Raw genomic sequence first — 24,169 nt, forward strand, 5'->3', positions numbered from 1 at the left:
CAGATTGCGTGATTACTACCCTTCTTTGGAATCGGGCAATGGCACCTCGGGCAGTGGCGCAAGAGTCAACCCTACAGCCTCTGCCGACAACGCACTGGCTCGCTCATGCTCGCCCCTTGCAGTGCAAAAGCGCGCCAACTCGCAACAATTTTCAGGGGTAGACCCTCTCTGATACGCCTGCTCAAGCCAGGTACCCGCGGTCTCCCACTCCCTAGCGTGGAGTGCCACCCTGGCTCCGGCTAAAAGCAACGCGCCATCATGGCTAGGCGCGTCCAGCCATTTTCGAATTATTTTAAGAAGCTTGCGCGGATTGTCAGGGGGAAAGCACCCCAGAAACGCCACCAGCTCAGGCTGCCAATCTTTTCCCAGCCAGCTAACGATGTGTTTTTCTGCCTCGCCATAACCACGTAGTGTAATCAGGGCATCGAGATAGCAAATCCTCAGCGGCAATTGCTCGCGCTGCGCACGGGGCATGTCACGCCACAGCACCTCGAGGTCCTTGACACTACCATTCGACTGCTCAGCAATTGACCGGATAAGCGCATGCCAGAGCTCCCCCTCAAGGCCTCTCAGTGCAACGTCTTCCAATAAGCCATATTTCCGCAGCTCAGGTAACAGCGGGCGCAGTGCATCCCATTCACCTAAATGCCGGTGCGCTCTTGCCAACAGTGCCAAGACGTAAGGGTGTTGTGCGGCGTTAGCCCGGGCCCGGACTAAAGTTGCCAGCGCCTGCTCATAGTTACCTGCCGATAACTGAAGTTCTGCCTGCGTCAGCTCAACCGCCACGCCTGCGTCTGCCTCAACACTTTCAGCCTTTCCGAGCTGCTCCTTGGCTTCGTCAATGTTCCCCAACCTAAAACTCGCGCGCGCAGCAATAAGATGATTCACCAAAGGGGCATCGCTGTAGCGCGCCGAGCGCAGCAACTGCGTCCGCGCTCGCTCCCAATTTCCCTCGATAAAACTGATGAGACCGCGATTTGTGAGTGCCGTGGCATTACGACTTTTCCGCTGGCCCATCCAACCGCTCAATACGCGCTGGGTGCCCCACACTCGCCGAACAGCGCCCAATAAAAGTGCTATCAGCCCCCAGGTGATCAACCACGCTAGGAGGGCAAACCAAACACTCGTCTCCACCACCACATCACCGAGACTGGCGTAAACATAACCGCCATCTTGATCGACCTGATTCACCAGTGCGGCACCCAATATCAGGCCTAAGACTGCCAAGACGATGAATCCACGCATCGTTAGTCGACCTCCGCCGGAGCCGCCACGCCCATGACGTTATCGCCGCTGTCTATCGCTCTGATGGCATCGGCCAACGCAGCGCGAGAGGCCAATAAATCAGGTATTTCAGGCGCGATATTGAGGACCGCTAGCCCATCGAGCTCGGCGACCATGGCCGCAACCCGATCGGGATCAGTGTCTGTAAAAACCTCTATGGATGCCCGGGCTCGGGCGACGGCGTGTTGAAACAGGGTCGCGTTGGCAGACAGCGCTGCAATTTGAGCCTGCTCAAGGGACATGCGAAGATTTTGGCGAATCAAATTCTCCCAATCAGGCGTCAGCAGCCCGGCCCGCTCATCGCTACGGCGGTGCACCACGAGGTAACGTGACAATTTATCAAGCGCCGCGCGCCATCCAGCATTCGCCTGAGACCATAAGCCCTCACTCGCTGGTACTGGGGGCTCTGGTGCCTTGGCAACCCGAACCTGTAATAAAGCGGCCTGCTCAATGAGTGCGGCAAACCGAGCGTATAGACCTACCGAATCCACCCTTGGGGCCACTGCAAGACGCGCTAAGTCGGCAGCAAGCGCTCGCCGTGCGGTGATAAATCGCGGGTCATTGACCTCCATGAGTAAAGCATCTGCATTAGCCAGCAGCGCTTGCGCGGCGTCGATATCTCTAGACACCAGCAACCGCTGTGCCGACAGCCTGACCAAAAAAGCGGCCTCGTTGGCCAACCAAGCCCGTCGATCAGTAGCCGTGAGCCTAGCGAGCCGGATGTCGACTCGCTCAAGACGCTCTGACATCAGTTGGGCCACGCTTTCCTGCTCTAGCAGACGTTGAGATTGCCGCGCTGCTGAGGCTTGCAATGCTGCCGACGTTAACGCCTGAGACTCTGCCATTTGTTGCTCAAACCCCAAAGCAAGCTCACGGGCAAGAGTATCCGGTGAACCCTCTAAAGCGGCCAGTCGAGCGTCGCTGGCTTCAAGCTGTAACATTAATTCTTGATAGCGAGGTAAACCGTAGGCCCAGCCAAGATAAGCACCACCACCGAGCACCAATAGCAGCAACACTAGCAGCGTCCTAGCAAAACGGTCACTGCTGCGTTTGGATGCCGGCGTGCTGACGGGATCAGCCGCAGCGGGTTTCTTCGCAGGTTTGTCCTCGGGTATTGGTGCTAATTCACTGTTAGCGTCATTAGGGCTTTCGGCCACCATACCGTTTTGCTCCTTCAGTGGTTCGTTTAGCCGCGTTTGCTCCTTAATCTGCTGACTTTGCAGGGGCTCAATGGCCGCAAGAAACGAATCATCACCCGCACCGGCTGCCGTGATGATACGGCTCCAACCCAGCCCCGCTGCAATTTTAGCAACACGCTTCGAAGGCACAATCACAGGACTATCTAGCAGGTTGGGCTGACCGCCCCGCCCCAGTAGATCGGTTAATTGTTCAACAATCTCTCCAGAGCTCGCCTGAAAAACCAAGTGTTCCTTTTCACACAACTGCCAGCAAAACTGACCGGCATCAATCTCCGTTGGAGCTCGCCGGTAACACACGTAGCTGACGACCTCGGCTCCTCGCTCACGCAAAGCCTCAGCGAGCAAACCACGGCCACCCTCGCCTTTGACGAGAACAATTTGCTTGCCCTTGACGCCGTGCAGAATATCAAGATCCAACAAGCCCTCAGAGTCAGCCTGTGAAGGCACGCTGACATCAAATCCTGCCGACGATATGGCGCTTGCTGTCGCTCGACCTACCGCCAGAATTGGGCACCCTAGCTCACGTAACTGTGGCGCTAAATTAGCAAGGCCCTGTTCGACAGCATTCACGCTGATAAAAATACAAATATCACCGGGGTAAAGCGTTATCAGCTCTCTGTCCTCGACAGAAATCGATGCGATGTTGATTAAGGGCTGCACAATGCTGTCAACACCGCGCTGTTCAAGCACGATCCGCAGGGGCTCAACTACCCCCCCGGGCCGTGTCAGGACCGCTGTTAGGGTCACCCTCGCGCGGCCTCGAGCAGTTCCGCTGCACCTCCATCGAGCAAGGCCTGCGCAACTTCTCGGCCCAGCTCTTCAGCTTCGGTGCCCCGAGCTTGGGCCTCCAGCACAGAGCTTCCGTCAACGGAACCCACCAATGCCCGCAGCCAAAGCTCATTGTTCTCTTGTACCGCGTAGCTGGCGATCGGAACATCACAACCACCATCCAGCACTCTCACGACTGCGCGCTCAGCAGTTACACATTTGGCCGTGAGGGGGTCGTTCAGGGGTGCTAGCAGCTCAGCCACTCGATCATCATCACTGCGATACTCAATACCGACAGCACCCTGGCCACCGGCAGGTAGTGAAACCTCAGGCTCTATACGCGCGCCGATTCGCGACTCAAAGCCCAACCTCACTAAACCCGCTGTGGCGAGAATAATGGCATCGAACTCACCCGCATCTAGCTTCGCCAATCGGGTATTCACATTGCCTCGTAAAAAGCCAATATCTAAATCAGGGCGTACGCGCCTTATCTGGCAGGCCCTGCGCAAACTCGATGTTCCAAAGCGGGCACCCTCATCAAGCTCAGATAGAGCCGATATACCAACAAGGGCATCTCTAGGATCTTCGCGCTCGCAGATAACGCCCAGCGTAAGGCCGGGAGGCAGCGACATGGGTACGTCTTTCATAGAGTGCACTGCGATATCTGCGCGGCCATCGAGCAGTGCTGTTTCTAACTCCTTAACGAACAGCCCTTTCCCCCCGACTTTGTAGAGAGGTTTATCGAGTAATTGATCTCCGCGAGAGGTCATACCCAACAGTTCTACCGTGAGATCCGGATACAGTGCGCGCAGTCGATCTGCGACATAGTTGGCCTGCCAGAGCGCCAACGGGCTCTCTCGGGTGGCAATAACGAGCTTGGACACGAGATACTCCTCAATAAGAGGTTCCAGCTTACCATGGCTTGCGCTGATCCATAGCGCCACAATGCTATACTGGGGCTCGCCCATCAGGCCATTACCCCAACTCAAAGGGGGCTGCATTTCAGGACTGCACATGAGTCAATCCAAAAATTCCGAAGCGACAACCAGCAAACTGTGGGGTGGACGCTTCGCAGAACCCACCGATGCCTTTGTGCAACGCTTTACGGCCTCTGAGGCCTTTGATCGACGATTAGCGTCGCAAGATATCCGTGGATCTCTGGCACACGCCAAAATGCTGTGTGCCCAGAATATATTGTCCCCTGCCGATCTTGCGGAAATTGAAGCGGGCCTGGCCCAAATTTCTGAAGAAATAGCCTTGGGGAGCTTCGAGTGGCGGGTTGATCGGGAAGACGTTCATATGAACATCGAAGCTCGACTTACTGAAATTATCGGCGCCACCGGCAAAAAGTTGCATACAGGCCGTTCACGCAATGATCAGGTTGCCACTGATATTAGGCTATGGCTGCGCGAGTCGATTGATGCAGTCACCCAACAACTGACCCGCTTGCAGCAGGGAATTGTTGAACTTGCGGCTGAGCATTCGGGCACCGTCATGCCGGGATTTACCCACCTTCAAGTTGCACAGCCGATTACTTTTGGGCATCACCTGATGGCATGGTATGAAATGCTGGACCGTGACTTTGGTCGGCTCCAAGATTGTCAGGCGCGCTTAAATCAGTGCCCCCTCGGGGCTGCTGCACTGGCAGGCACTACTTTCCCAATCGACCGAATGATGACTTCCGATGCTTTGGGGTTCGAATCTCCCACCCGCAACTCCCTCGACTCTGTTTCAGACCGAGACTTCGCCATCGAATTTACGGCAGCTGCCGCTCTAATAACCACACATTTGTCACGCATGTCGGAAGAGCTCGTACTTTGGACATCGGCCCAATTCGCCTTTATCACCATTCCAGACCGTTTTTGCACCGGCTCTTCCATCATGCCGCAAAAGAAGAATCCTGATGTGCCGGAACTCGTGCGGGGTAAAACCGGGCGGATTAATGGCCACCTTATGGCCCTGCTCACCCTAATGAAGTCCCAACCTCTCGCTTACAACAAAGACAATCAGGAAGATAAAGAGCCTCTTTTTGATACGGTACAAACGCTACACGATTGTTTACGTGCGTTTGCAGACATGGTGCCTGCGCTGACCCCTAACCAAGAGAATATGCGCAACGCAGCATTGGAGGGCTTTGCTACTGCCACCGACCTTGCCGACTACCTTGTGCGGCGCGGAGTCACTTTTCGCGATGCACATGAAGTGGTGGGCAATGCCGTGGCCCATTGCGTTTCTGAGTCCTGCCGCCTTGAGGATCTTTCATTGAGCACGCTACGGGGCTTCTACAACGACATAGACAACGATGTTTTTGATGTCCTCACCCTTGAAGGCTCCGTTGCCGCTCGAGATCACATAGGCGGGACCAGCCCTAGGCAGGTGGCCGCCGCTGCCGCCAGTGCATTAAAGCTTTTAGCATCACGCTAAGGCAATGTGGAGGACCACTCACTAACCCCGCCACAAGGTGACAAGCTCTCCACCCACATTGGCCGAGCGGTATCTGCTGATAATGACTAGGTCTGGGCAACGAATCCCATAAACAAACTAAACGGGGCTAGGGATAACACGCCTTTAATCCCAAGAAAATTCGACCTTTGCGTGTTCACGAAGTTGCTTGGGGAGAAACTCTCTAAAAGCGTCTGCAGTTTTAGTGTCCCGCCAGTCACCAAGCGCGTCATCCCAAACGTAATGAAATCCGCCGCCCGGAGTCGCAAGCCACAGCTGCTCAGTGGGGGGTTGTCGACTAAAAACAAAGACCACGCCATTGGCAAATCGTGCGTTAATGACGCCTTCGGCAACCGACAAATCAGGATCCTCTGGAAGCGCTTCGAGTCGGGTTTCGACGCAGTCAAAGGTCTCGTCGATTCGGTCAAAGTAAATCGTGCTGGTCATTGTCTCTCCTCGGGTTTTGGGCTGAGCGGGCCCCACAGGCCAGTAACACCGTCATAGGGTCCCCTTGGCCAACAGCAGGCTGCCCCACACTGATATAATAAGGGCCTTTGGAGTAAAACCATCATGAAAATGTTAATTCTTGCCACCTTGCTGCTCAGTTTGCTCGTCGGCTGCGGCCAAATTGGGCCGCTGCGACCCGCCGAGCCCAATCCGCCGGCGGCTGAGTCTGCAAAGTGAAAGGCTTTGAGCGACACGAGCAGACGCTTTTGTGCGAGAAGGTCGCATTAGACGAACTGGCGCGCCAGTTCGGAACGCCGCTGTACGTCTACTCCCGCGAGGCTATCGAACACGCCTATCTTGCCTATCAGGCAGCACTCGCAGGCCATGACCATCTTATTTGCTACGCCGTTAAGGCCAACTCGAACCTTGCAATTTTGCGCCTGTTATCCCAGCTGGGCGCGGGCTTTGATATTGTCTCTCTGGGCGAGTTAGAGCGCGTCATTGCGGCCGGGGGTGACCCAGCAAAAGTAGTATTTTCTGGAGTTTGCAAGACACCGGCAGCCATGAAGCGGGCTCTTGAAGTGGGCATTCATTGTTTTAATGTCGAGTCAGAGGCGGAGCTCGATATGCTGTCAGAAGTTGCTCAAGCCAGCAACCTCACAGCCCCCATATCCCTTCGCGTAAACCCAGACGTAGATGCCCAAACACACCCCTACATTGCAACCGGGCTCAAAGATAATAAATTCGGTGTCGAGCTCGATAGCGCCCTGCGACTCTACCGAAAGGCCACTGCTTTGCCCGGTATTACCCCCATTGGCATTGATTGCCATATTGGCAGCCAAATACTGGATATTGCCCCATTTACCGAAGCCACAGGACACTTGATTCAACTGGTCGAAACCCTGCAATCTGAAGGTATTACGCTTCAACACATTGACCTAGGTGGGGGACTAGGCATTCAGTACGGGTCTGAGAATGTCCCCAAAATTAGCGATTACGTGGCCGCCCTAACAGAGGCGCTGGCAGACCATAACCTCACTTTAATTCTTGAGCCCGGACGCTCCATCGTTGCGCAAGCCGGCGTCTTACTGACCGAAGTAATGTATTTGAAGCCGACCCCCCACAAGAACTTTGCGCTCGTGGATGCTGCTATGAATGATTTACTGAGGCCCGCTCTCTATGGCGCGTCTCAGGATATCGTTCCGGTTATTGAGAATGGCCGCGATAAACAACGCTGGGATGTTGTGGGCCCAGTTTGCGAGACAGGAGATTTCCTTGGGAAAGACCGGACCCTTTCACTCGCTCAGGGTGACCTGCTCGCTGTAATGAGCGCCGGGGCTTATGGCTTTGTTATGGCCTCTAATTACAATACGCGACCGCGCTCCGCTGAAGTCATGGTGGACGGCGGCAAGGCGCACCTTATCCGGGAGCGTGAAGCGCTTGAAACGCTTTGGGCCGATGAGCATCTGCTTCCCGAGGCCAAGCCATGAAAGTCCGTTTTACAAAGATGCATGGCGCTGGCAATGACTTCGTTGTTATCGACAACCTACGGCAAAATCTGCAGCTTTCTTCCGCTCAAATTCGTCGTCTTGCCAATCGCCAGCGGGGGATTGGCTGCGATCAGGTGCTTATTGTCGCCCCTCCCGATAGCCCGGATGCTGATTTTCGATATCACATTTTTAATGCCGATGGCTCTGAGGCTGGACAGTGCGGCAATGGCGCTCGATGTTTTGCTCGGTTTGTAAAAGAGCAGCGCTTGTCTGGGAAATCCCAGCTATCCGTGCAAACACCCAACGGTCTTATGCAACTGGAAACAAGCCCGGATGGCCGGATAAGCGCTGAAATGGGCACCCCCATATTTTCACCCAAGGCCGTGCCCTTTACCGCCGAACAGGAGCAACTCGAGTACACAGTGACTGTACTGGGGGAAAGCGTGAAGCTAGGGGTCCTGTCCATGGGCAACCCACATGCCGTTGTGACGGTTGAAGATATTCACAAAGCGCCGGTGGCCAGCCTAGGCGCCGCTATTGAGAAGCACCCCCAATTCACCAACCGCGTGAATGTGGGTTTTATGCAGGTGGTCTCTAAAGACGAAATAAAGCTGCGAGTGTTTGAGCGCGGCGCAGGCGAAACCCTTGCCTGCGGCACCGGTGCCTGCGCTGCAGTTGTTCACGGTATTCGTAAAAGCCTGCTTAACAACGCCGTGACAGTGCACCTGCCCGGCGGTAAGCTCTCAGTAGTGTGGGAAGGCGATGACACTGCTGCCTGGCTGAGCGGGCCCACAGCCTCGGTATTCGAGGGCACCATTAATCTACACAACCGCTAACAGCGGCGCAGAGACAGGATTTCCATGACGGGTGAAACTATTTCCAAATCTTCCGCAGAATTGCCACAAGAATCTGTCAGTGCTGATGACGTTGAGTCTTTTCTTATGCGCCATCCAGATTTTTTTGAGGATCGCAAAGAGCTGTTGGAAGCCCTAGAAATTCCTCATGGCGGCGCGGGATCAGTTTCGCTTGTTGAAAGGCAGGTCACGGTACTTCGGGAGCGCAATATCGCAATGCGCAGCCATCTCGCCGAGCTGACGCACAATGCGGAAACCAGTGAAGCCATACTTGAAGCTTCACAGCGAATGATATTAGCGGTTCTGCAATCGTCCAACGTGACCGACCTTGGAGCCACCATAGAAGCCGGGTTAACGGATTTCTTTGGCGTGGAGTATGCGTCCCATGTCTGGCTGAGTCCCGCCGCAGAGAGTTTAGGCGATGTCGTCGCCTGCGAAACAGATCGTCAAACCACCATTGAGACTTTACTGCGCCGTCAGCGTGCTTATTGCGGTGTTTTTCGTGCTGATGAGATGTCTGCCATGTTCCCCGGTTGCGCTACTGAGGGTTCAGCCGCCATTGCACCACTGCACATCAACGAAGCTTTAATTGGTGCCATTGGCGTGGGTTCAAGTGATGTCCACCGGTATGACAGCAGCGTGGGCACGCTGTTCTTGGAGCATTTGGCACAAATCATCCTGCACCTACCTTGGATAAAGCAAAAATCCCTCACGTGAGTGACGCCTTAACCACTGCCTGCGATGTTTTTCTCGTTTATCAACGCGACATCCGACAGGTATCTCAGCATACCCTCGAGGGTTATGGGCGAGACATCCGACGATTTATCAGCTTTTGTGCCTCAAGAGATACCCAAGATATTGCGGCTGTTAGAGACGCGGATGTCAGAGGTTGGGTCGCACAATTACATCGGCAAGGCCTTGCAGCGACCAGCATTCAGCGAGCGCTCTCCTCAGTGCGGGCCTTGTATCGCTTTCACTCAGAGCGCAACCCCTCCATCGGCAACCCCGCGCTAGGTATTCAAGCGCCTAAACAGCGTCGTAATCTGCCAAAGACTTTGGACGCAGATAGCGTGAACCATCTTTTTCAATGGCGACCGGAAACCACTCTCGACTTTAGAGATCTGGCGATAGCAGAACTTTTATATTCCTCAGGATTACGACTCTCCGAGTTGGTATCCGCCAACATAAACGACGTGGATTTCAATGAGCGGATCATGACCGTCACAGGCAAAGGCCGTAAAACTCGAACCTTACCTGTAGGAGCGCCCGCCCTTAAGGCCATAAAACACTGGCTGTCTCTTCGCCCACTGGGCAACGAAGAGGTTCAGCACACCTCACCATTATTTGTCTCCACTCGAGGCCAACGTATTAGTCCGCGCAGTGTTCAGCTGCGACTCCAACGTATGGCTCGATTTAGCGCACTTCCAGGAAAACTCCACCCCCACATGCTGCGACACTCATTCGCCAGTCACATGCTAGAGTCCAGCGGTGATTTAAGGGCGGTACAGGAGTTACTAGGGCACTCTGATATCAGCACGACACAAATCTATACCCACCTGGACTTTCAGCATTTATCCAAGGTTTACGACGCTGCGCACCCCCGAGCCCGACGTAAAAACAAGCCATGATTAAAGTCATTACCTTTGATTTAGACGATACGCTCTGGGACGTGCGGCCCGCGCTCATCAAAGCTGAAGCCGCACAGAATTCGTGGCTTAAAGCCCACTATCCGCAGGTATTGGAAGCTTTGGGGTCAGAGGATCTCAAACGCGTACGCCAGCACGTGCTTGCCAAAAATCCTCAACTGGCTCACCAGATAAGTGCGTTTAGGCAGGCTGTGCTACAGCAATCATTGGAGGAATCGGGTATTGCACCAGCGGAGGCCCATTGGGCGGCCGAAGAGGCTTTTGCAGCCTTCATTGCCCGGCGTCATGACGTGGCACTTTATCCGGAATCAGAGCCTCTTCTGGAGGAGCTGTCACGGGACTACACCCTGGGGGCTTTGACCAACGGCAATGCGGATGTGACAAAAACGCCACTGGGTAGATTCTTCGATTTTGCCCTGAAAGCAGAAGAAGTAGGCGCCGCCAAACCCGAGCCCGCACTTTTTAACCATGCCTTACAACGTGTTGGCGGCAAAGCCAGCGCCTTGATTCATATTGGTGACAGCCACGATCACGATGTCATTGGAGCGTATCGAGCGGGTATTCGCTCAGTCTGGTTCACTCAAGAGGGCCTCAGCAGCGAGTATGCTGATCACATTATCTCGTGCCTAACAGAGCTACCGAACCTGCTGCAGCGCTTGCAAACAGCGACCGATTCGTAACACACAGAGATTAAATGGCTTCGGTGCCTGTCTCTCCCGTGCGAATGCGAATCACCTGATCGAGTTCTGAGACAAATATCTTACCGTCGCCGATTTTACCTGTACCTGCAGCAGAAATGATGGCCTCGACAACACCGTCGACCTGATCACCTGCGCAAGCGACTTCGAGCTTGAGCTTGGGTAAAAAATCAACAACGTATTCAGCACCACGATAAAGCTCGGTGTGGCCGCGCTGGCGTCCAAACCCTTTGACTTCAGTCACCGTCACGCCTTGAACACCCACATCGGAAAGTGCTGCACGTACGTCGTCCATCTTGAATGGTTTAATAATCGCGGTAACGAGTTTCATGAATGCCTACTACCTTTAGGTTGCCTGTCCCCACATTATGATCGGCTCGTGGAATTTGGCAATGCCGAGAGCGCATTCCGCTCTTTTTTCCGGGGCACAATCCACAAAAAAGGGGCCCAAAGGGCCCCAACATCCACCCGTTGTGAGGTATCAACGGGCTGAGGTGAACTCCGGATAGGCTTCCATACCACATTCCGCAATATCTGAACCTTCGTACTCTTCCTCCTCAGAGACGCGTAGACCCAGAACCGCTTTGATAATTCCAAAAGTGATCAATGAGGCGGCAAACACCCAGCCAAAGATAGTCAGGGCACCTATGATTTGACCCGAAAATGCTGCCCCATCATTGGTTACGGGCACCAGCAGCAGACCCAGCAAGCCAACAACGCCGTGCACCGAGATGGCACCCACAGGATCATCGATCTTAAGTTTGTCGAGGGTGATAATAGAGAAGACTACGAGCACACCGCCCAAGCCACCAAAGAGCGTAGCTTGCAGCGCCGAGGGGGTGTCAGGACCCGCTGTTATCGCCACTAATCCCGCAAGACAGCCGTTGAGTGCCATCGTCAGATCGGCTTTCCCAAACATTAACTTAGCCGTGACCAGTGCCGCTAGACAGCCACCTGCCGCCGCCGCGTTGGTGTTCATAAACACGACTGCAACCGAGTTAGCTGCGTCAACAGATGCCGTTGCCAGCACTGAGCCGCCATTAAAGCCAAACCAGCCTAACCACAAGATAAAGGTGCCGAGGGTTGCCAGTGGCAGGTTGGCGCCTGGGAATGCATTGACCTCTCCGTTGGCTCCATATTTGCCCTTGCGGGGACCCACGAGAATCACCCCTGCCAAAGCAGCGGCAGCTCCCGCCATGTGCACGATACCCGATCCGGCAAAGTCCAGAAATCCGAGGTCTCCCAAGGTGTACGCACCGAATACCGGATTACCACCCCAAGTCCAGCTGCCCTCCAAAGGATAAATGACGCCCGTCATCACTACGGCAAAAGCCAGGAATGAAAACAGCTTCATGCGCTCTGCAACCGCACCTGAGACAATGGACATAGCCGTAGCGACAAACACAACTTGAAAGAAGAAGTCAGCCGACGGTGCGTAGGATGCCGGCTCTTCAGCACCGCTGACACCGTTCCCCGTTATTCCACTGAGCAAATAATCCCCGCCGTACATGACCGCGTAGCCGCACACCATATACATGGTGCAAGCGACCGCGAACAATGCAACGTTCTTAGTCAGTATCTCGACGGTGTTTTTGCCCCTGACAAGTCCAGCTTCGAGCATGGCGAAACCTGCCGCCATCCACATCACCAAAGCGCCACACACCAAGAAATAAAAGGTGTCCAGCGCGTACTGCAACTGAAAAATTTCGTTCTCCATGATTGATTCCTGTTCCCGATGGGTTAAATGGCGGCTTCGCCGGTCTCGCCGGTGCGAATGCGGATGATTTGGTCGATAGCGGTCACAAAAATCTTCCCGTCACCGATCTTCCCGGTATGTGACGCAGTGGTAATCGCCTCAATAACCGCGTCGGTCTGCTCGGTTGTGACGGCGGCCTCAATCTTGACCTTGGGCAGGAAGTCGACAACGTACTCCGCGCCTCGGTACAGCTCGGTGTGGCCCTTCTGGCGTCCGAAGCCCTTCACTTCGGTAACCGTGATGCCCTGAATTCCAATGTGAGAAAGGGCTTCCCGAACATCGTCTAGCTTAAAAGGCTTGATGATCGCAGTGATTAACTTCATGCAAACCTCCCTTCATTGATGCCGACGAGCGACGTGGTGACCGCAGTTGAACGAAATGGCATGGCAACTCCTTATCAGTGAAAGTTTTCCCAGTGCCCAATTTCATGGTGGTGCACCAGCTGTGTTCTCTGCCTTTGCGAGTGCTGTACCAAAAACATTAAATCTCGCTGATTCAATGGCTTATAATTTCCGAGGAACATAATGAGCGCAAAATTGAAGATCAAAAGTGCACCATCGCAGTGCAGCGCTGCCCCGCCAATGGGCGAAATAGGCTGTTTACGATGTGGGGGAATGCACAATCCTGAGTTACATTGGCGATCACTGAGAATACGGGGGCTCAATTGGCCATGCACAACGATGACAAAAACACCGATGACACGGAGGGCGGCCAGCGTCGCTCACCCGCTGATTTGTTTGAGCGACTGTTGGGCCGTGACAATCCAGTGATCGAACAGCTCGATAAGAACGCTAAGTTATTAGCGCAATCAGCATTATCAAAACTTGATGTCGTTCCGCGGTCTGAATTCGACGCCCAAGCAGCCGTCCTGCAGAGAACGCGGCAGCGCATCGAAGAACTCGAAAACAAGCTTGAGACCCTTACCCAGCAGCTCGACGCACTTGAACAGGGACGTAATAGCCCATAGACCGTCAGCGCTGAGAGCACGCACCCCGCTCACCTCCCCGCGCGCAAAGTCACGCTGCAGCAAGGACTGTTTGCAGCCGCTCAAATCAAGGATGATTTATGGGCCACGCCACCGTCTTATCTCGAGCTGGGATCGGACTCAACGCGCCACTTGTCGCTGTTGAAGCCCATCTGAGCAACGGCCTACCCGCTTTTTCGATCGTTGGTTTACCCGAGAGTTCAGTCAGAGAATCTCGGGAAAGGGTTCGCAGTGCCCTTATTTGTTCGCACTTCAAATGGCCAGACCGTAGGATTACAGTAAGTTTGGCGCCGGCGGAATTACCAAAAAGTGGCGGCCGCTTTGACCTCCCCATTGCTCTGGCAATTTTAGTGGCCTCGGAACAACTCGCTGGCAGCGCCGTAGCGAATCGTGAGTTTTTCGGCGAGCTGGGGCTCGACGGGTCTCTGCGGCACTGCCGAGGCCTACTCGCTGCGGTGCATGCCGCGACGTTAGCCCGCCACGCTGTCATTGTGCCCGATGAACAGGCAGAGAAAATGGCCAAGGTACCGGCTAGTCAGGTTACCGGCGCCAGCGACCTGTTAAGTGTCTGCGGCTTACTCAAGTCTAAAAGGCTCGGGGTCGTCACCGTCAAAACCAACCCGTCATCAACTCTGCAGCACACCGAGACGCCGCAGATCACCGGTCAAGAGGTTGCCAAACGTGCCTTAGAGATTGCCGCAGCGGGCGGTCACCACTTACTTATGATCGGACCACCCGGCGCGGGCAAAACGCTGCTCGCGGCTAGCTTACCGCCACTTCTAGAGGCGCTGAGTCCCAGCGACGAACTGGAGCTGTCACTCATCAGAGATCTGCTAGGGCTCGAGCCCTCTGTGGAACGCCCCTTCAGGGCACCTCACCACAATACAACCGCCGCAGGGCTGATCGGTGGTGGCGCCAGTGCCACACCAGGAGAGGTATCCCTCGCTCACGGCGGTGTTTTGTTTTTGGACGAACTGGCCGAGTTTCGCAGTCAAGTATTAGACCTTCTTCGACAACCCCTGGAATCCGGGCGCATTTCACTCAGCAGAGCAAAAGGAACTTACCACTACCCGGCGCGGTTTCAGTTAGTGGCTGCCATGAACCCCTGCCCCTGCGGTTTCGCAGGCATTGAAAACGAAAATTGCCGGTGTAAACCCGATGCTGTCGATCGTTATCAAGGGCGTATCTCCGGCCCCCTTTTAGACCGCATCGACCTACACGTTTGCTTAGAACGGCAGCCCGCCGCCAAGCTTTTGCATTGCGATGCCGCGAACCCTGATGCTCTAGGGCGCCTGAGTACCTTAAATTTAGCGAGAAAAAGACAGCGCAAACGCCAGAAATGCCTCAACGCTGATCTCAGCAACACCCAGTTACTGAAGGTCTGTCCTATGGAGTCGCCGGTTCGGCGTTGGTTTGAGGAGGCCTGTGACCGGCTGCGCTTTTCGGGACGCGGAATTCACAAAACACTGAGGATAGCCCGCACCGTGGCCGACCTCGCACAGGAGTCTGCACTGAGTGAGGTCGTGTTACTCGAGGCTATGGGCTATCGGTCGAGACTACAGCCTTGACGCTACTGGCTGTTATTGACCATGTAGTCAACGGCGGCGTAAATCTCGTCATCGGAGCAGTTGCTGCAACCACCTCTGGCAATCATTCCTGTGCCTGCGACGCCATTGACACCGCTGGCGTAGAGCGCATCCATGCCTTTCTCCATGCGAGTTGCCCATGCTCCGGCATCGCCCACCATGGGTGCTCCTGCGGCTCCCGTAGAGTGACAAGCCATACACGCGCCGTTATAGACCTCTTCACCGGATCGAGCGACTGCCACCGAAGATTCTACAGCGCCACTCCCGCAGCTCTCGTCCCCAGCAACACAAGCATGGCTGAAGGGCTGAATGCGGGCCTCAATTTCGGCACGCTGAGATTTGGACAGGTCGGCCGCCACGGCAATTGCGGGTAGCAGAACGATAAAAAGGGCAAGTAGACGCATGTTAGGTATCTCCTGTGGGAACGCCACCGATCATTGAGGCGCGGAGTATAACCACTTGTGACCCCGCATAAAACTCAAAGGCGACGACCGGGCTTTGAATTTGCTAGATTAAGCGCCCCCACCAACCCTAGGACTCTTCTCAATGAAGCTTTATACCTTCGACTCAGCACCCAACCCCGCTCGACTTAAAATGTTCATTGATTACAAGGGCATCACTGTTGATACCGTACAAATTGACATGGCAAAGGCCGCCCAGCTAGATAAGGGCTATACCGACATTGTTCCTGAAGCCACCTTACCGACCCTAGTTCTCGACGATGGCACCCGCCTTACCGAAGTTATCGCCATTGCACACTATCTCGAGGCAATACACCCCGAGCGTCCGCTATTGGGGACAACGCCATCAGAACGCGCGTTTATTCTCAATTGGAATCATCGCATTTTTAACACCTTGTTCATGGCTTGTGCCGAGGCCTTCCGCAATGGTCATCCGGCTTATGCAGGTCGTGCCCTGCCAGGCCCACAAAATTTTGAACAGATACCGGCACTGGCCGAAAGGGGCAAAGATCGATTGATGACGGGTCTAGAAATGATCAATAGCGAACTCAGTCACCGTCCTTTTATTGCAGGGCAGCAACTGTCTTTTGCCGACATAGACCTACTCGCTGTTTTAACGTTCGCTAAATGGGCGGCGAAAACAGAGCCCCGAGACGATATGACAGATCTTCATGCATGGCGACAGCGCGCCAGCGAGGCACTTCAAGCTGACGCCTGACCGAATTAACGGCCCACAGTGACGCCAGAAATGTTCAAGGAAAGTTCTGTAAAGCAGCGTTGCTTGGTCGAGCTGTGGAGCGGCTGTCGGAGAGTACTGACCGTCGGATGGCTAATCGGCTTCATCGTCGGGTGCTCTCCCCCGGCACAAGGGCCTGATCAACTGCAGGATTATCGCCAGCGTCTGGCAAGAACGCTGGCGACTGCGGTGCCAGATGACGCTTCGGTTTTGATCCCGCCGAGAATTCAAGATGCCGACATACCGCTTCTGGATATTCCCGCAAGCCAGCTCAAACTGCTCGACTTTTTAGCACTCTCGGACTGTGCGCTGCAGGTCAACATTGGGCGTCGCAACAGCAGCTTAGGGCGAAATGCCGCGCCATCACAAAAGCTGCTTTTGGACCTAGAGTTCTTGGCAATGGCACCGGCTTGCGTCAAAACACTCGAGCTCCAATCAGAAACCCGCTTGGTCGACGCGTTAACGGCTGCCATCGCTACAAAAACCCGATATCTGCCGCATCGCATTTTCAATGCGGTGCTGGCAGGACCCGAGTACCGCCAATTTTGGCAGCTCCCCCGCGGGCTGGATCAATATCCATCAGCCGTGGGGGGGGATGTTTTGGATGCCCTGCACTGGTTCGAGCACGCCACGACACAGTGGCTGGCGGGCAACTTTCAGTTCCAAGCTGACCAACTAGAGCAGCGGCTTTACCATCTCCGCGCGGGTGATGGTGGGGCATTGCTACTCGCCGCAGTCACCCAAGCTCGCTCGCTGCAACAGGCTACCCAGCTGCTAGAATCGCGGGCTGCCGCGGGACCACTTTGCCCTAACGGCAGATCATCAACGTCTGCTCGAACGTTAGAGACTGTCGTGGTTAAATATTTCGCTACTGGCGTACAGATTTGGCTTGCAGACTTAAATCGACGAGAACGGCAGCTGTTACCGCCTATCGAAAACCTAGAAACTCAGCTTGCCCCAGTGTTACCCGAGCACTACCGCCAATGGTCTGCTAAACGTAAAACCGTGCTGATGCTTCTGCGCGATACGCCCCGAGAACACATAACCGCGCTGCAACACCTGGCAGCATCCTGTTCAGAATCTGTATTAACACCACCTACTCAGAGCTGATCTCTCTGCTACACTTTACCTTCGTTTTGAGGAGAATCATCATGTCACGAACACGCTTAATTACCGTCGTCAGCTTACTTTTGGCACTGCTGGCCGCCTGTGCATCTGCTCCACCCAAGCCTTCGGTCGACTTCGATGTCGAGCATGACTTCTCTCAGGATAAAAATATCGGCTTTTATGCCCTCAGTGGCGGCGTCACCGGCAGTAACCCCATGCAGATGACCGACTTCCAGAAAGACCGCATCAAAGAAGCGCTGGGTAACGCTCTGGAGGGTAAGGGTTATAACTTAGTGGACAGTGCGACAGATGCTGATTTGTTAATTAGCTGGCACCTCAATACCGTCGAAAAACAAGACGTTCGAACCACGTCATCACCCAGCTATGGCATGGGTGTGGGTTACAGCCGATACAATCGCTACGCCATGTACAACTGCTACAACTGCATGAGCAGTACAGACGTAAAAGTCACGGACTACACCCAAGGCACTTTCATTATCGATATGGTTGATCCCGTAAAAAATCGCTCGGTCTGGCGCAGCGTCACTCAATCCAAAATGAAGGGCGAAATGGTCAAAGACCAGACCACCATCGACAGTGCAGCACGTTTGGTCCTTGCCGATTTTCCGATGGCCCCCTAGAGGCCACTGATCGCGCCGATATCGAGCGAGCAGTTTTGGGGTGGCCCGTGCTTTATGCCGGGCCTCTCAAGCAGGCGCCATCATATCGACGCGGAACCCCCTCACCGCTGCGGGGGAACATGGTTAGGGGTAACCCGTTCGGGTAGCTCCCAAGTACTCCCCACATAACATAGGATAGTAGGTGCAACCTAGAGCCCCTCTGGGTGCGCTGCCATTTGAGCGCAAGCATTACCTATTCGAAGGTTATCGGGCTCGTCAAGAATGTTGGGAGAAATTTGTGAAACTCATCCGTAAACCGCAGCTGCCTAGCCCCTGCCCCCTTCCTCACAGAAACCACAGAGACGTTTGCATAGGCTTGGTTCAATGCCGCTGGCAGGAAGATCCGCAGCGCCATCGGGAAGCATTGAGTCACGGTGTCGCCACCGCCGCGAGTGCCGGCGCGGCGATTGTTTTTCTGCCGGAACTCACGTTATCGCGCTATCCAGCAGACACACTGCCCTCGGGGCCAGCTAATAGCACCGCCGAGGTATTACAGGGCGGGCCAACGCACCAGTTTGCCGCGCAGTTGGCTCGAGACAATGATGTAATGGTGCATTGTTCGATCTTTGAGCACACCGACGCGGCGGACCATCGTGGCTTTAACACGGCTATGGTTGTGGACACCTCGGGAGAGATCGTTGCCCAGACCAGAAAGCTACATATCCCGGTAACCACGGGGTATTACGAAGACCACTATTTTACGCCGGGCCCTGCTGAAAACCCCTACCCCGTGCATTCACTTTCCCTAGACAGTGGCGACATGGCTGTCGGCCTGCCCACCTGCTGGGACGAGTGGTTTCCCGAAGTGCCGCGCTGCTATGCCCTAGGCGGTGCTGAATTACTGTGCTACCCCACCGCTATTGGTTCAGAACCCGATTACCCAAGCTTCGACACCGAGCCTTTACTGCGACAGGTTGTCGTTGGCCACGCTATCGCTAACGGATTGTTTATTGTCATACCCAATCGCTTTGGATCAGAAGGCACACTAGAATTTTACGGCTCCAGCTTCATCGTCGACCCCTTGGGGCGCGTGTTAGCGCAAGCCCCAAAAGATGAAGAGGCCGTTCTGGTTGCTGATATTGATCTAGGGCTACGAGAAGACTGGCTAACGCTCTTTCCCTTCTTTGGAACACGCCGGCCAGATACCTACAGCGCACTCACTGAGGCGCTGAAAAATCCACGCCAGCCTTCTGGGATGGGACTCCACGGAGGCATCCCCGGACTAAGGTCATGACCTGCCTCATGCCGCCAGAATGGGCACCTCACAGCGCCACTTGGATGGCCTTTCCCGCTGGCGCCTACCCGGAAGCCCATGCCACAGACGACGACGTATGGCGGGCTTGGGCCAACGTCGCCAATGTCATCGTTGACCATGAGCCGGTCAACATGTTGTGCCATCCGGAACAGTTACCCACCGCGAGGCGTCTATTGAGTTCGGCGGTTACGCTGCATCAATTTCCCATTGCGGATGCCTGGCTGCGAGATACAGGCCCAACTTTTGTAGTGGCAGATAATGCGTTGAAAGCTGTGGATTGGCGCTTCAATGGCTGGGGCGACAACACCGCTTTTGCTTGGGGTGAGGACGCGAAAATTGCAGCTCACATCGCTGATTTACTGGATATTGAGAGCATTTCATCGCAACTCACCAATGAAGGTGGGGGACTTCATGTAAATGGTGATGGCGTGGTATTGCTCACCGATACGGTCCAGCTGGACCCTGGTCGCAACCCCGACTGGACCCGGCTGCAGGTTGAAGATGAGGTGCACAAACTGTTGGGCACCGATCGCGCTGTCTGGCTACCCCATGGGTTATGGCGGGATTATGCGGCCCACGGGACCCGAGGCCATGTCGATATTGTGGCCTGCTTCAACGAGTCTGGCTCAGTCCTTTTGCACCGCCAGCAAGATGGCAGTCACCCCGACTGTGAACGCTACGAGTTGCATCGTGAGGTGCTAGAGCAAGCTAACCTGACGTACACCGATATTGTGGCGCCCAAAACACTCGAGGATCGCTTTGGCTGGGTGGATTACAGCTACATCAATCACTACGTACTTAACGGAGCGGTAATCGTGCCGGCATTTTCTGACCCCCATGACGGTCTTGCGTGCGAACAGCTCGCAGAAGCTTGGCCCGAGCGCGATATACGAATAGTTGACGCACGGGTTATTTTTGCTATGGGTGGTGGGATACACTGCATCACCCAACAGCAACCACGAATCTGATGTTTACTTACATAAATCCCGATGTCCGCAAAAAGCTGATCGCCCGCAATAAACTCGTCAGAATTGATGAGGAGGGTCGTCAAATCGACTCAGTAGGTGCCTCCCCCCCCGGGCAGCGCAGCTTAAACCTGTTGGGGCCCGTGCCCCTACCCCTCGCGCGCGGTGAGAAACAGCCCATGGCCGATTGGTACGCTACCGTGCGTAGCACCGAATTGTCCGAGGTCGAGGGACTGGCATCCACGCTCAGAGAACAGGGCGGACAGCATTTGTTTTCTCAACTCGCCTCGAGCATGGCGGTCAACAGCGTTCTGGTCATTGGAGATGCCGAAACCTCCGAGTCACCCCTTGTCAGGGTGCATTCCAACTGCCTGACAGGGGATGTTTTTGGCTCAAGGCGCTGCGAGTGTGGGCCCCAACTGGAGGCCGCGATCGATCGCTTGGCGGAGGAGCCCGGCGGCGGCTATCTCATCTACATGGCCGGTCATGAGGGCCGTGGCATTGGGCTTTGGGCGAAGGCCGCTACCTACCTTTTGCAAGACGAGGGCGAGGACACTTATCAGGCCAACCGGTCACTGGGACTGCCCGACGACTCCCGTGACTTCAGCGACGCCGCCACGCTGCTGAAGTATTTCGGCCGTGGTCGACCGCTGCGTTTGCTGACCAACAATCCCAAAAAAGTCGAAGACCTTGTTGCTAGTGGACTGACCAATATAGCGCGCGTCAAACACGTCACCGGTGTCGATGACCACAACCTGCGTTACCTGCAGGCTAAACGGGCTTGGGGCCATTCGATTGATGAGGACGACTTGAGCAGCTAGAGCTCCCTCCGCTTCAGTTTAACCATTCGGGGAGTGGTGCATCACCCAAGGAAATTTCCAGCGTATTGGCTGCGGCTGGGTGGCTGTGGCCCACCATTTCATCATAGGCGCTTCGCTGACGCAGCAGGATCTCACACCCCGCAACGGTCTTGAGGACCCGCTTCATCTCCAGCAAATTATGGCGCTTCAATATTTTGCGTTCATCCTCTGCAATAACCCGCTCTTCCCCGTTAATTCGTGCGTGGGCGATGTACAGGCTGAGATCAACCGACTCTACAACGAGTTGTTCAATATGCTCGGTCTGCTTTTTTAGTTCCTTCAACGTGATTTTCACAATACGGCCCCGCTCTGGTGTGTCCTCTACACCCTACGACAGCGCGGCCGTTTCAGCCCGCTGCCGTTCGCTATTTGTCCAGCGCCATTTATTATGGGTAACCCACTGAACCCGCTGTTCAGACTGTGGCCTTGGCATTGACCGCCCCTGATCGGCAGCGGCCCACAACGCCAAAATTCATCAGGGCTGTCAGCAGCGCTGGCAAGCGATCCCTACAAAAGTTGGACGGGCCCGGTGTTTTCACTCTTAAACGGTGATCATAGCGCCCATGTTGCCCGAGCTTGAAAATGTGCGCTTCACCGCTGCGGGTGAGACCCTTGACGTCTTGCCCTCCTACAGTGGCGTCTATCGATTCTTTGGCGCCGACGAGGCGCTTTTGTATATCGGCAAAAGTATCGATATCAAGTCGCGAATCAATGCCCATTATCAAGAGGGTCGGAAGGTCGGCCGACACCAGCGTATTATGGGGCAAGTCACCCATATTGATTGTTCTCCAACAGCCGGAGAAGTGGGGGCTTTGCTGGCGGAGAACGCCGCGATCAAAGCAGAAACTCCCTTGTATAACCGTCGCCAGCGTCGCGTGAAAAAGCTTTGGACTCTTCATCTGAAACATTCTGAACAAGGATTTTTACAGCCGTCTGCGGCGGATTTTTTGCTCGAATCAGACCGGGCTGTCGACAGTTACGGGTTGTACCAAAATAAGCGTCACATTGAATCAACGCTGCAGCGTCACGCCAGAGATCATGGCCTTTGCTTACGATGTATGGGTATGGACCGAGGTCGCGGACCCTGCTTCCAATACCAATTGGGGCGCTGTGACGGCGCTTGCGCAGGTGCAGAATCGGCTGAGGAGCACAATGCCCGGCTGCTTTCGGCGCTAGACCGAGATCGCATCGCCGCATGGCCTTTTCCCGGTGCCTTGGCTTTGCTAGAGCGCAACGTCAGCCCCCTACCCCAACAACCAAAAGCCCAATACCATTTGGTGCATCACTGGGCCTATTTGGGCACTTTTGCAACGCGTTCTGAAGCCACGCGGGAACTAAAAAAAGGCTGTCAGCGCCTATTCGATCGCGATGGCTACCACCTATTATTGTCAGCCCTGCGTAAAGGACGGCTGGAGATCCTAGATGCCAAGTCAGGTCAGACCGTGGATAACCCATTGCTGGGATCAGGCCGCGACTCTTGAGTGTCTCCGTTGTTTGGTTCAAGCGTGATCTTCGCCTAGCAGACCATGCGCCGCTCTGCGCAGCCGTCGCACTGGGACTACCAGTTTTACTCGTTTACGTGGTTGAGCCCGAGTTACTGAAAAACCCGCATTACCGACGGCGGCACTGGCACTTTATTGCCCAATCTCTCGCTGACCTGAATCGTCAATTGCAGCCCCATGCCGCGAAAATTTGGGTGCTCGAGGGCGACCCAGTCGCACTCTTTTCAGCAATTCATCAAGCAAAGCGCATTACCCACTTATTCAGCTACGAGGAAACTGGCCTCGAAGTCACCTTTGTCAGAGATCGCAAAATGACGACTTGGGCAGACGCGGAAGGAATAGCCTGGCAGGAATTTCCAACGAATGGCGTACAGCGCAGGCGTAAAAATCGCAAAGGCTGGAACCGCCGCTGGGGTAAATTGATGACAGCCCCGACTGAAACAATTAAGCCCGCCCAGCTCAATGCGCTGCACAGCGACCTACCTGAAAGTATAAAAGGCGCGCTTTGCCAACGGCTAGATAGCTGGTTACCCCAGCACCCAAGCTTTCAACCCGGGGGCGAACAGCAAGCACACCTAACCCTCGAAAATTTTTTGTCCCATCGAGCAGGTGGCTATCAGCGACACATCTCAAAACCCGAAGGCAGTCGCCAACATTGCTCACGGTTATCACCTCATCTGGCCTGGGGCAATTTGTCGATTCGCCAAGTACAACACGCTTTAAAACAGCGTCAATCTCAAGGGGGATGGGCACGACCGCTGAGCGCCTTCGAATCACGTCTGCATTGGCACTGCCACTTCATTCAGAAATTTGAAAGCGAATGCACCATGGAGTTTGAGAGCATCAATCGGGGATTCTTGAACTTCCCCCGAGACCAAAGCGAAAACCTAGTGCAGGCTTGGTGTGACGGTCGCACTGGCTTTCCTTATGTGGATGCCTGTATGCGCTGCCTTGAAGCCACCGGCTACTTACACTTTCGGGCTAGAGCCATGCTCGTGAGCTTCCTAACCCATCATCTCTGGCAGGATTGGCGATTGGGAGTGACTTGGCTGGGCTCCCTTTTTCTCGATTTTGAGCCGGGTATCCATTACCCCCAGATGCAAATGCAAGCCGGAGTGACCGGCATCAACACCATACGAATTTATAACCCGGTGAAACAGAGTCTCGAACACGATCCGACCGCTTCCTTCATACGACAGTGGGTTCCCGAGATTGCTGAGCTTCCGACACCCTTGGTACATCAACCGTGGTTGCGCTCGCCACTCGAACACGTTTTGCATCCTGTTGATTACCCCGAACCCATCGTGAATTTAGAAGCCAGTCACCGAAGAGCCCGAGATGTGCTGTGGGAACTGAAGTCTGATCCGCTGATCCATCAAGAGCGCGAACGCATTTTGAATCGCCACGTGGAGCGACGTTTTCAATCGCGTTTTGTAGAACGTGACTAA

The 24,169-nt window shown here is 54.8% G+C and carries 26 protein-coding genes; 17 read left to right on the plus strand and 9 right to left on the minus strand.

The genetic code is table 11. The annotated features are described in order from the left end of the window. Positions 1 to 15: 15 nt before the first annotated feature. Genes ACMAY6_RS13445 through hemC form a run of 3 tightly spaced genes read right to left on the minus strand, consistent with a single transcriptional unit; the run spans position 16 to position 4,135 of the window. The gene (locus ACMAY6_RS13445) at positions 16 to 1,245 is read right to left on the minus strand and encodes a heme biosynthesis HemY N-terminal domain-containing protein (RefSeq protein ID WP_435212621.1); all 1,230 of its coding nucleotides are present in this window, start codon (positions 1,243 to 1,245) and stop codon (positions 16 to 18) included. Between the two features lie 2 nt (positions 1,246 to 1,247). Further along, a complete protein-coding gene (locus ACMAY6_RS13450; RefSeq protein ID WP_435212623.1) occupies positions 1,248 to 3,230 on the minus strand; it encodes a uroporphyrinogen-III C-methyltransferase in 1,983 nt (660 codons plus the stop codon). Next, entirely contained in the window at positions 3,227 to 4,135 is a 909-nt protein-coding gene (gene hemC, locus ACMAY6_RS13455) for a hydroxymethylbilane synthase (RefSeq protein ID WP_435216043.1), read from the minus strand. Before hemC ends, ACMAY6_RS13450 begins: the two co-directional genes overlap by 4 nt. A gap of 130 nt (positions 4,136 to 4,265) precedes the next feature. On the opposite strand from hemC, the gene argH reads away from it, so the two are divergent. Beyond that, entirely contained in the window at positions 4,266 to 5,675 is a 1,410-nt protein-coding gene (gene argH, locus ACMAY6_RS13460; protein WP_435212625.1) for an argininosuccinate lyase, read from the plus strand. A gap of 144 nt (positions 5,676 to 5,819) precedes the next feature. On the opposite strand, the gene cyaY is transcribed toward argH, so the two are convergent. Then, a complete protein-coding gene (gene cyaY, locus ACMAY6_RS13465) occupies positions 5,820 to 6,140 on the minus strand; it encodes an iron donor protein CyaY (protein ID WP_435212627.1) in 321 nt (106 codons plus the stop codon). A 123-nt stretch (positions 6,141 to 6,263) separates the two neighbouring features. Between cyaY and ACMAY6_RS13470 the strand changes: the two genes are divergently transcribed. From ACMAY6_RS13470 to ACMAY6_RS13495, 6 genes are read left to right on the plus strand one after another with little or no spacing between them, the layout of a single operon-like run. Continuing rightward, positions 6,264 to 6,377, plus strand: coding sequence for a lipoprotein (locus tag ACMAY6_RS13470; protein WP_435212629.1), 114 nt, complete (start codon positions 6,264 to 6,266; stop codon positions 6,375 to 6,377). Next, complete coding sequence (gene lysA, locus ACMAY6_RS13475) at positions 6,374 to 7,630, plus strand: diaminopimelate decarboxylase (protein WP_435212631.1); 1,257 nt, start codon at positions 6,374 to 6,376, stop codon at positions 7,628 to 7,630. Before ACMAY6_RS13470 ends, lysA begins: the two co-directional genes overlap by 4 nt. Further along, the gene (dapF, locus tag ACMAY6_RS13480) at positions 7,627 to 8,466 is read left to right on the plus strand and encodes a diaminopimelate epimerase (RefSeq protein ID WP_435212633.1); all 840 of its coding nucleotides are present in this window, start codon (positions 7,627 to 7,629) and stop codon (positions 8,464 to 8,466) included. The genes lysA and dapF overlap by 4 nt, the downstream gene beginning before the upstream one ends. Positions 8,467 to 8,490: 24 nt before the next feature. Next, positions 8,491 to 9,201 (plus strand): DUF484 family protein, encoded by a 711-nt coding sequence (locus ACMAY6_RS13485; protein ID WP_435212635.1) that lies wholly within the window; start codon positions 8,491 to 8,493, stop codon positions 9,199 to 9,201. Next, positions 9,198 to 10,112, plus strand: coding sequence for a tyrosine recombinase XerC (xerC, locus tag ACMAY6_RS13490; RefSeq protein ID WP_435212637.1), 915 nt, complete (start codon positions 9,198 to 9,200; stop codon positions 10,110 to 10,112). Before ACMAY6_RS13485 ends, xerC begins: the two co-directional genes overlap by 4 nt. After that, a complete protein-coding gene (locus tag ACMAY6_RS13495) occupies positions 10,109 to 10,810 on the plus strand; it encodes an HAD family hydrolase (RefSeq protein WP_435212639.1) in 702 nt (233 codons plus the stop codon). Before xerC ends, ACMAY6_RS13495 begins: the two co-directional genes overlap by 4 nt. A 10-nt stretch (positions 10,811 to 10,820) precedes the next feature. Here the strand turns inward: ACMAY6_RS13495 and ACMAY6_RS13500 are convergent, their stop codons facing one another. The 3 genes from ACMAY6_RS13500 to glnK all read right to left on the minus strand — a co-directional run bounded on the left by ACMAY6_RS13500 (position 10,821) and on the right by glnK (position 12,907). Further along, complete coding sequence (locus tag ACMAY6_RS13500; RefSeq protein WP_435212641.1) at positions 10,821 to 11,159, minus strand: P-II family nitrogen regulator; 339 nt, start codon at positions 11,157 to 11,159, stop codon at positions 10,821 to 10,823. 150 nt (positions 11,160 to 11,309) lie between these two features. Beyond that, positions 11,310 to 12,545 carry an ammonium transporter gene (locus tag ACMAY6_RS13505; RefSeq protein WP_435212643.1) on the minus strand — a complete coding sequence of 412 codons (1,236 nt, stop codon included), beginning with the start codon at positions 12,543 to 12,545 and terminating at the stop codon, positions 11,310 to 11,312. Positions 12,546 to 12,568: 23 nt separating this feature from the next. Then, entirely contained in the window at positions 12,569 to 12,907 is a 339-nt protein-coding gene (gene glnK / locus ACMAY6_RS13510; RefSeq protein WP_435212645.1) for a P-II family nitrogen regulator, read from the minus strand. 311 nt (positions 12,908 to 13,218) lie between these two features. On the opposite strand from glnK, the gene ACMAY6_RS13515 reads away from it, so the two are divergent. Further along, on the plus strand, positions 13,219 to 13,551 hold the full coding sequence (locus ACMAY6_RS13515; protein ID WP_435212647.1) for an accessory factor UbiK family protein: 333 nt from the start codon (positions 13,219 to 13,221) through the stop codon (positions 13,549 to 13,551). 98 nt (positions 13,552 to 13,649) lie between these two features. Beyond that, positions 13,650 to 15,137, plus strand: a complete 1,488-nt coding sequence (locus ACMAY6_RS13520; RefSeq protein ID WP_435212649.1) for a YifB family Mg chelatase-like AAA ATPase — start codon at positions 13,650 to 13,652, stop codon at positions 15,135 to 15,137. Positions 15,138 to 15,139: 2 nt separating this feature from the next. Here ACMAY6_RS13520 and ACMAY6_RS13525 read toward each other — a convergent pair whose 3' ends face one another. Then, positions 15,140 to 15,559, minus strand: a complete 420-nt coding sequence (locus ACMAY6_RS13525; protein ID WP_435212651.1) for a c-type cytochrome — start codon at positions 15,557 to 15,559, stop codon at positions 15,140 to 15,142. Between the two features lie 142 nt (positions 15,560 to 15,701). On the opposite strand from ACMAY6_RS13525, the gene ACMAY6_RS13530 reads away from it, so the two are divergent. From ACMAY6_RS13530 to ACMAY6_RS13555, 6 genes are all read left to right on the plus strand, one after another. Continuing rightward, positions 15,702 to 16,334, plus strand: a complete 633-nt coding sequence (locus ACMAY6_RS13530; RefSeq protein WP_435212653.1) for a glutathione S-transferase family protein — start codon at positions 15,702 to 15,704, stop codon at positions 16,332 to 16,334. A gap of 30 nt (positions 16,335 to 16,364) precedes the next feature. After that, positions 16,365 to 17,462: a DUF3080 family protein gene (locus ACMAY6_RS13535; protein ID WP_435212655.1), complete on the plus strand. Its 1,098-nt coding sequence runs from the start codon at positions 16,365 to 16,367 to the stop codon at positions 17,460 to 17,462. Between the two features lie 41 nt (positions 17,463 to 17,503). Continuing rightward, positions 17,504 to 18,100 (plus strand): DUF4136 domain-containing protein, encoded by a 597-nt coding sequence (locus ACMAY6_RS13540; protein WP_435212657.1) that lies wholly within the window; start codon positions 17,504 to 17,506, stop codon positions 18,098 to 18,100. 277 nt (positions 18,101 to 18,377) lie between these two features. Beyond that, positions 18,378 to 19,373, plus strand: a complete 996-nt coding sequence (locus ACMAY6_RS13545; protein WP_435212659.1) for a nitrilase-related carbon-nitrogen hydrolase — start codon at positions 18,378 to 18,380, stop codon at positions 19,371 to 19,373. Positions 19,374 to 19,381: 8 nt separating this feature from the next. After that, positions 19,382 to 20,362, plus strand: a complete 981-nt coding sequence (locus ACMAY6_RS13550; protein ID WP_435212661.1) for an agmatine deiminase family protein — start codon at positions 19,382 to 19,384, stop codon at positions 20,360 to 20,362. Then, positions 20,362 to 21,180, plus strand: coding sequence for a GTP cyclohydrolase II (locus tag ACMAY6_RS13555; protein WP_435212663.1), 819 nt, complete (start codon positions 20,362 to 20,364; stop codon positions 21,178 to 21,180). The genes ACMAY6_RS13550 and ACMAY6_RS13555 overlap by 1 nt, the downstream gene beginning before the upstream one ends. A gap of 13 nt (positions 21,181 to 21,193) precedes the next feature. Here ACMAY6_RS13555 and ACMAY6_RS13560 read toward each other — a convergent pair whose 3' ends face one another. Then, positions 21,194 to 21,514 carry a DUF6482 family protein gene (locus ACMAY6_RS13560; RefSeq protein ID WP_435212665.1) on the minus strand — a complete coding sequence of 107 codons (321 nt, stop codon included), beginning with the start codon at positions 21,512 to 21,514 and terminating at the stop codon, positions 21,194 to 21,196. Positions 21,515 to 21,782: 268 nt separating this feature from the next. On the opposite strand from ACMAY6_RS13560, the gene ACMAY6_RS13565 reads away from it, so the two are divergent. Together ACMAY6_RS13565 and ACMAY6_RS13570 are read left to right on the plus strand one after the other, a co-directional pair. Next, on the plus strand, positions 21,783 to 22,700 hold the full coding sequence (locus tag ACMAY6_RS13565; RefSeq protein WP_435212667.1) for a GIY-YIG nuclease family protein: 918 nt from the start codon (positions 21,783 to 21,785) through the stop codon (positions 22,698 to 22,700). Continuing rightward, positions 22,697 to 24,169, plus strand: coding sequence for an FAD-binding domain-containing protein (locus tag ACMAY6_RS13570; RefSeq protein ID WP_435212669.1), 1,473 nt, complete (start codon positions 22,697 to 22,699; stop codon positions 24,167 to 24,169). The genes ACMAY6_RS13565 and ACMAY6_RS13570 overlap by 4 nt, the downstream gene beginning before the upstream one ends.

This window comes from Luminiphilus sp. nBUS_16 (genome assembly GCF_051201645.1).
In the GTDB taxonomy this organism is placed as follows: domain Bacteria; phylum Pseudomonadota; class Gammaproteobacteria; order Pseudomonadales; family Halieaceae; genus Luminiphilus.